Origin of the sequence: Mycobacterium sp. 1164985.4, assembly GCF_001668575.1 — a bacterium.
Taxonomy (GTDB): Bacteria; Actinomycetota; Actinomycetes; order Mycobacteriales; family Mycobacteriaceae; genus Mycobacterium.
The window spans coordinates 23,427-30,012 of record NZ_LZMD01000117.1 but is presented as its reverse complement, the minus strand read 5'-3'; the positions used below and the strand labels follow the sequence as shown (position 1 = coordinate 30,012).

8 protein-coding genes are annotated in these 6,586 nt (G+C 65.7%); 3 read left to right on the top strand and 5 right to left on the bottom strand.

Features of this window, described 5'->3' with window-relative positions:
* The 3 genes from A5650_RS26200 to A5650_RS26190 form a co-directional block, all read right to left on the bottom strand.
* Positions 1-1,057, bottom strand: a 1,057-nt coding sequence (locus tag A5650_RS26200) for an NADH-quinone oxidoreductase subunit B family protein (protein WP_067299147.1), incomplete at its 3' end; no start/stop codon positions are given.
* Between the two features lie 122 nt (positions 1,058-1,179).
* Positions 1,180-1,980, bottom strand: coding sequence for a hydrogenase nickel incorporation protein HypB (gene hypB / locus A5650_RS26195; protein WP_067299143.1), 801 nt, complete (start codon positions 1,978-1,980; stop codon positions 1,180-1,182).
* Between the two features lie 2 nt (positions 1,981-1,982).
* Positions 1,983-2,312, bottom strand: coding sequence for a hydrogenase maturation nickel metallochaperone HypA/HybF (locus A5650_RS26190; protein WP_067299142.1), 330 nt, complete (start codon positions 2,310-2,312; stop codon positions 1,983-1,985).
* A gap of 262 nt (positions 2,313-2,574) precedes the next feature.
* On the opposite strand from A5650_RS26190, the gene recA reads away from it, so the two are divergent.
* From recA to A5650_RS26175, 3 genes are all read left to right on the top strand, one after another.
* Positions 2,575-3,624 carry a recombinase RecA gene (recA, locus tag A5650_RS26185; RefSeq protein ID WP_067299141.1) on the top strand — a complete coding sequence of 350 codons (1,050 nt, stop codon included), beginning with the start codon at positions 2,575-2,577 and terminating at the stop codon, positions 3,622-3,624.
* Positions 3,593-4,114 (top strand): recombination regulator RecX, encoded by a 522-nt coding sequence (gene recX / locus A5650_RS26180; protein ID WP_067299140.1) that lies wholly within the window; start codon positions 3,593-3,595, stop codon positions 4,112-4,114. The genes recA and recX overlap by 32 nt, the downstream gene beginning before the upstream one ends.
* A gap of 87 nt (positions 4,115-4,201) precedes the next feature.
* Complete coding sequence (locus A5650_RS26175) at positions 4,202-5,023, top strand: TIGR03619 family F420-dependent LLM class oxidoreductase (protein WP_067299139.1); 822 nt, start codon at positions 4,202-4,204, stop codon at positions 5,021-5,023.
* Here the strand turns inward: A5650_RS26175 and A5650_RS26170 are convergent, their stop codons facing one another.
* Together A5650_RS26170 and A5650_RS26165 are read right to left on the bottom strand one after the other, a co-directional pair.
* Positions 5,024-5,905: an amino acid ABC transporter permease gene (locus A5650_RS26170; protein ID WP_067299138.1), complete on the bottom strand. Its 882-nt coding sequence runs from the start codon at positions 5,903-5,905 to the stop codon at positions 5,024-5,026.
* Entirely contained in the window at positions 5,902-6,585 is a 684-nt protein-coding gene (locus tag A5650_RS26165) for an amino acid ABC transporter permease (protein ID WP_067299137.1), read from the bottom strand. Before A5650_RS26165 ends, A5650_RS26170 begins: the two co-directional genes overlap by 4 nt.
* Position 6,586 lies beyond the last annotated feature (1 nt).

Genomic DNA, 6,586 nt, shown 5'->3' with positions numbered 1-6,586 from the left:
CCTGGTAGGTGCGGATCGCTCCGGTCGTGAGTTGCGCACCGGGATGGCGCCACTTCGGTTCTTTGTCGACCGTGCGGCCAGTGATATGGCGCAGGCTGCGGATGACCGATCCGTACAGGCCTGATGCTGCGGTGGACACCTTGCCGCCGGGGGGTTCGTCCATGAACGGCATGAACTTGTCGGGGAATCCGGGCATGGTGCAACCGATGCATATGCCGCCCACGTTCGGGCAGCCGCCGATTCCGTTGATCCAGCCGCGCTTGGGTACGTTGCATTTGACGACCGGACCCCAACAGCCCAGTTTGACAATGCATTTCGGCGATCCGTATTCGGTCGCGAAATCACCCTGCTCGTAATAGCCCGCCCGGTCACAACCCTCGTGCACGGACGCGCCGAACAGCCACTGGGGCCGTAACGCATCGTCGAGGGGGATCATCGGGGCCTGATCTGTGGCCATGTACAACAGGTAGGTCAGCGTCTCGGCGAGGTTGTCCGGATGGATCGGGCATCCGGGAACGCAGACGATCGGAATGCCGGCCTTGCTCTTCCACTCCCAGCCGAGGTAATCCGGAACGCCCATGGCGCCGGTGGGATTGCCCGCCATCGCGTGGATGCCGCCGTAGGTGGCGCATGTTCCGACCGCGACGACGGCAGTGGCCTTGGGCGCCAGCCGATCCAGCCACTCGCTGGTGGTCATCGGTTGGCCGGTGGCCGGATCGTTGCCGAACCCGCACCAGTAGCCTTCGGCCTTGATCTTCTCGTTCGGGATGGACCCCTCGACGACCAGAACGAATGGTTCCAGTTCACCCCGGTCGGCCTTGAAGAACCATTCGAGAAAATCGTCGGCGCCACCGTTCGGCCCGCACTCGAAATCGATCAGGGGCCAATGGACGGCGATTCTGGGCAGCCCGGGAAGAGCGCCAAGGGCGATCTCCTCGATGCTGGGCTGGGTGGCGGCAGTCAACGCCACCGAATCTCCGTCACAACTCAATCCGGCGTTGATCCACAGGACGTGGATCAAGGCCTCTTCCGCTTTGACTGCTGCCTCCATTGGCATAGGTCACAGCTTCCTGGGGGCCGGGCTGGGGCCCTCACGACCGGGAGCCGGGCTGGGGCTCCCAACCTCACGTTGTGCCGCGGCGCCGAATCCCGGCGCTGAGTCTGGGTTTACTCCCGGGGTTATGTCTTGTCAACGGGTGCCAGGATAGAAGCCGAGTTTGCGCAATCGTCGATCCACTCGTACCACCGCGAGCTACCATCACCGGTGGCGGCCGACATCGCCAGTATCTGCGCGTCGCGATTCAGTGATCGCACGTAATCGCAACATTTTTCAAGATCGAAGCTGACGTACGGCAGTAGGTCGATCTTGTTGACGATCACCAGTCCGGCGGCCGCGAACATGTGCGGGTACTTCAGGGGTTTGTCGTCGCCCTCCGTCACCGAGATGATGACGACTTTGCTGTGCTCGCCGAGATCGAACAGCGCGGGGCACACCAGATTTCCGACGTTCTCGATGAACAGCACCGAACCGCGCTGCGGGTCGAGCTCGTGCAGTGCGCGGTGCACCATCTCGGCGTCGAGGTGGCAGCCGGCGCCGGTGTTGACTTGCACCGCACGCGCTCCCGCGGCTGTGATGCGTTCGGCGTCCAGCAGCGTCTCTTGATCGCCCTCGATGACCGAGACCGGGCGTTCCGAAGCGAGATCACGGATGGTGCGCTCGAGAAGGGTGGTCTTGCCGGCGCCCGGAGAACTGGTGAGGTTGAGCGCCAGGATGTCGCGTGCGGCCAGCCATGCGCGGTTCCGTTCGGCGATCTCGTCGTTCTTGGCGAGAACCTTCTGTTCGAGCGTGATGGTCTCGGTGTGGGGAGGGTGGTCGTCGTGATGGTGGTGGCCGTGGTCGTGGGAGTCGTCATCGGGGTGGGTGTGTCCGGGCGTGGTGATGGTCGCGCCGTCGTCGCCGCAGCCGCAGGTCGCGCACATGATCAACTCACCTCCATCGAGAGAATCCTCAGGTCTCGCCCGGCGGTCACCTCGACATCGGCACTGCCGCAGGGGCACAACAGGATCAGATCGGGCAGTTCGAAGCTTTGGCCGCAGCTGTGACAGCGCGCCGCGCCGGGTTGTACGTCGAGGTCCAGGCGCGCTCCGTCGGCGACGGTGCCCGCGGTGGCGAGCTCGAAGCAGAACCGCATCGAGTCGGGTACGACGGCGCACAGCGCGCCGACCTCCAGCTTGACGCAGTGCACCCGGCGTCCCGCGGCGTGCTCGCACACCGCATCGACCACACTCTGTGTTATCGCCATCTCGTGCACGCGGACCCCGTTTCGGCCGGGATGACTTCACGATAGGCCGCGCGGCGCCCGCAGGAGCGGCCTATTCGACACGCTGCCCATCCCACGGCGTGTCTAACTTGAGTCGAACAGGTGTTCGTCTACTGTGGGCAGTGTTCGACGGCTAGATGCTGCTGGTCCGGCCGACTTGTCACAGAACTTGTCGGTGGCTGCCTCTAGCGTCACGGCCAACTGATCGAAACCGATCACCGAACAGCTAGACATCCGAAGGACGGAGACCACCATGGCGCAGGCACCCGACCGCGAGAAGGCCCTCGAGCTGGCACTCGCGCAGATCGACAAGAGCTTCGGCAAGGGGTCGGTGATGCGGCTCGGCGAAGAGGTCCGCCAACCCATCTCGGTCATCCCGACCGGTTCGATCGCCCTGGACGTGGCCCTCGGCATCGGCGGTCTGCCGCGGGGCAGGGTCATCGAGATCTACGGCCCGGAGTCGTCGGGTAAGACCACCGTGGCGTTGCACGCGGTCGCCAACGCGCAGGCCGCCGGCGGTATCGCCGCGTTCATCGACGCCGAGCACGCGCTGGACCCCGAGTACGCCAAGAGGCTCGGGGTGGACACCGATGCGTTGCTGGTCAGCCAGCCCGACACGGGTGAGCAGGCGCTGGAGATCGCCGACATGCTGATCCGCTCCGGCGCGCTGGACATCCTGGTCATCGACTCGGTGGCGGCGCTGGTGCCGCGCGCAGAGATCGAGGGCGAGATGGGTGACAGCCACGTCGGTCTCCAGGCCCGGCTGATGAGCCAGGCGCTGCGGAAGATGACCGGTGCACTGAGCAACTCGGGCACCACCGCGATCTTCATCAACCAGCTCCGCGAGAAGATCGGGGTGATGTTCGGAAGTCCCGAAACCACCACGGGCGGTAAGGCTTTGAAGTTCTACGCCTCGGTGCGGATGGACGTCAGGCGAATCGAGACCCTCAAGGACGGCACCGACGCGGTCGGTAACCGCACCCGGGTCAAGGTCGTCAAGAACAAGGTTTCGCCGCCGTTCAAGCAGGCCGAGTTCGACATCCTCTACGGCAAGGGCATCAGCAGGGAAGGCTCGCTCATCGACATGGGCGTCGAGCAGGGCTTCATCCGCAAGTCCGGCTCGTGGTTCACCTACGAGGGTGAGCAGCTGGGCCAGGGCAAGGAGAACGCCCGCAACTTCCTGCTCGAGAACGTCGACGTGGCCAACGAGATCGAGAAGAAGATCAAGGAGAAGCTCGGCATTGGCGCCGTGATCACCGATGACGTGAGCGATGGCGTACTGCCCGCCCCAGTCGACTTCTGAGGCCCCTCGCGAGGAGCAGGCGCGTGACGTGTGTCTGCGCCTGCTCACCGCGAGAGCCCGGACCCGCGCCGAACTGGCCGCACACCTGGCCAAGCGCGGCTATCCCGACGACGTCAGCGATAAGGTGCTCGATCGGCTCGAGCAGGTCGGCCTCGTTGACGACGCCGACTTCGCCGAACAGTGGGTCCGCTCCCGGCGTGCTAACGGGGGCAAGGGGCGGCAAGCGTTGATCGCGGAGCTACGGAGCAAGGGCGTCGACAGCGAGCTCATCGAGGCCGCACTGGCCGACGACGAGCCGGGCGCCGAACGCGCACGCGCCGAGCGGCTGGTGGCCGACCGGCTGCGCCGCGAGAAGCTGATCGACGGTGAGGACGCCAAATTGGCGCGTCGCCTGGTCGGGATGCTCGCCCGGCGTGGTTACAGCCAGACGATGGCGTTCGATGTCGTCAAGGTCGCCGTGGCCAACGAACGCGAGCGCCGCCAGGTCTAGGCCGCGGCGGCGGTCCGGCAGCCGGGTCGGCGGGGCGCACAGCGTGGCGTGGTTGCAATGAAATCGCCGACCGCGTAGGCAGATCGAATGCAGTTATCGGTGAAGCTGGCACCCACCTTCGACTATCCGGTCCTCGAACGGTTCTGGCGGACAGCGGACGACCTCGGCTTCCCGGCGGTGTGGAACTACGACCACTTCTACGGTCTGGTCGATCACACGACACCGACCCATGAGGGGTGGACCAGTCTCGCCGCGATGGCCGTGGTGGTGCGGCGCGCGCGGATCGGCTGCCTGGTCACCGGTGTCACTTACCGCAATCCGGCGGTGCTGGCGAAAATGGCCGTCACCGTCGACCACATCTCCGGTGGACGGCTGGACTTCGGCATCGGCGCCGGCTGGCACGAGGACGAACACCGCGGATACGGCATCGACTTTCCGCCGCCGGGGCGGCGGGTCGCGATGGTGGACGAGGCGCTCACGGTCATTCGCAGGCTCTGGACGGAGGACGTCGTCGACTTCACGGGTCGTTTCTTCACGCTGCAGCAGGCGCGCTGCGATCCCAAACCGCTGCAGCGTCCGCATCCGTCGATCGTCGTGGGCGCTTCGCAGCCGAAGATGCTGCGGGTCGCCGCGCATCACGCCGACGAGTGGAACATGCCCAGCACGGCGCCACAGGAATGGGCGGCCGCCAACAGCGGGCTTGACGATGCGTGCGCAGCGGAAAACCGTGACCCGGCATCGATCCGACGGGGCGTGCAGTTGTTCCTGCACCCGCAAGACCCGGATCAGGTCGACGCGCAACTCGACTCCGTCGCCGAGTACTCGCGACTCGGCTGTCAACACGTCGTGCTGTCCTTCTACCAGCCGCCGGACGACGAATTGCTCGCCCGCTGCGCGGAACTGGTGTGATCACACGGCTTTCGAGCCGGGTGCGCCTTCCTGTTCGACGGCCTCCGTCTCCAGCGGCGCCGGGCCCCGGCGCGACCGCCGCATCCGCGCTTCGACCCGCGTCGCCACCCAGGACAGCGTGAAGTTCACGCTGATGATCAACAGCGCGACGACGATCAGGGCGGGCAGCAGGTTGCTGTACGCGGTGCCCATCTGCACGCCCTGGCGTACGAGTTCGAGGAATGTGATCACGTAGCCGATCGCGGTGTCCTTGAGCACCACGACGAGTTGAGAGATCAACACCGGCAGCATCGAGGTGATCGCCTGCGGCAGAAGGATCGAACGCATCGTCTGACCCCACGTCAGGCCGAGGGCGAACGCCGCCTCGGACTGTCCGCGGGGGAGCGCGTGCACCCCTGCCCGCACGATCTCGGCGATGACCGCGCCGTTGTAGAGCGTAAGCCCGGTGATGACGGCGGCCAGCGCCAACTGTTTGGACGGGAACACGTCGTAGGCCGCGTACAGCGCGAATGCGAACAACATCATGATCAGCACCGGTACGGCGCGGAAGAATTCGACGATCACCGCGCTGGGCCAGCGGATCACACCGTGCGTCGATAGCCGGCCCACGCCCAACAGGAGGCCGAGTATCAACGCCAGCACGATCGACACCGCGGCCGCCGTCAGCGTACCTTGCACGCCGGGCAGCACGTACGTCCGCCACAGATCGGCCGTCAGGAACGGTTTCCACTTGGCCGCCGCGAGTTGATCCTTGGCGGCCATCTGTGCCAGCACCGCGAGCAGTATTAGCGCGGTGGCGACGATGACGACCCCCGAGACCACCCAGTTGCGGACCCGCGCCCGCGGTCCCGGTGCGTCGAACAGAACCGAAGCGGAGCTCATCGGTTGACCGCCAACCGTTTACCGAGCCAGCCGAAGAACAGCCCGGTCGGCAACGTGAGGACGACGAAGCCGGCCGCGAAGATCGAACCGACGGCCAGGATCGCGGCGGTGTTCTCGATCATCTCCTTCATCAGCAGCGCGGCCTCGGCCACGCCGATCGCCGAGGCGATCGTGGTGTTCTTGGTCAACGCGATCAGCACCGATCCCAGCGGAATGATCACGGCGCGGAAAGCCTGTGGCAGCAGGATGAGTCGCAGGTTCTGCCCGAATGTCAAGCCCAGCGACCGCGCGGCCTCGGCCTGGCCGAGCGGGATGGTGTTGACCCCTGAGCGCACCGTCTCACAGACGAACGCCGCCGTGTACACCGCCAATCCCAGCACCGCCAACCGAAAGTTGCTGTCCTCGATCGATGTTCGCGAATTCGGGTCGACCAGGGTGATTCCCATGGTGCCGGCCAGCCCGAACGAACAGAACAGGATGATCAGCGTCAGCGGAGTGTTGCGCACCACGTTGACGTACGTCGTTCCGAGCCACCGTAGTACTGGCACCGGCGCCAGCCGCATCGCGGCCAGGATCGTGCCGAGCACCAGCGCCCCGATTCCGGCGTAGACCGTCAGCTGGATCGTCGTCCAGAACGCCTCGGCGATCTGGCTGACGGTGTAACCCGGGAGGACCTCCACA

Bases quoted from the DNA above. Each gene is read 5' to 3' on its own strand.
- A5650_RS26170 (WP_067299138.1), bottom strand. From the start codon at position 5,905: ATGAGCTCCGCTTCGGTTCTGTTCGACGCACCGGGACCGCGGGCGCGG.
- recX (WP_067299140.1), top strand. From the start codon at position 3,593: ATGGCGTACTGCCCGCCCCAGTCGACTTCTGAGGCCCCTCGCGAGGAG.
- A5650_RS26175 (WP_067299139.1), top strand. From the start codon at position 4,202: ATGCAGTTATCGGTGAAGCTGGCACCCACCTTCGACTATCCGGTCCTC.
- hypB (WP_067299143.1), bottom strand. From the start codon at position 1,980: ATGTGCGCGACCTGCGGCTGCGGCGACGACGGCGCGACCATCACCACG.
- recA (WP_067299141.1), top strand. From the start codon at position 2,575: ATGGCGCAGGCACCCGACCGCGAGAAGGCCCTCGAGCTGGCACTCGCG.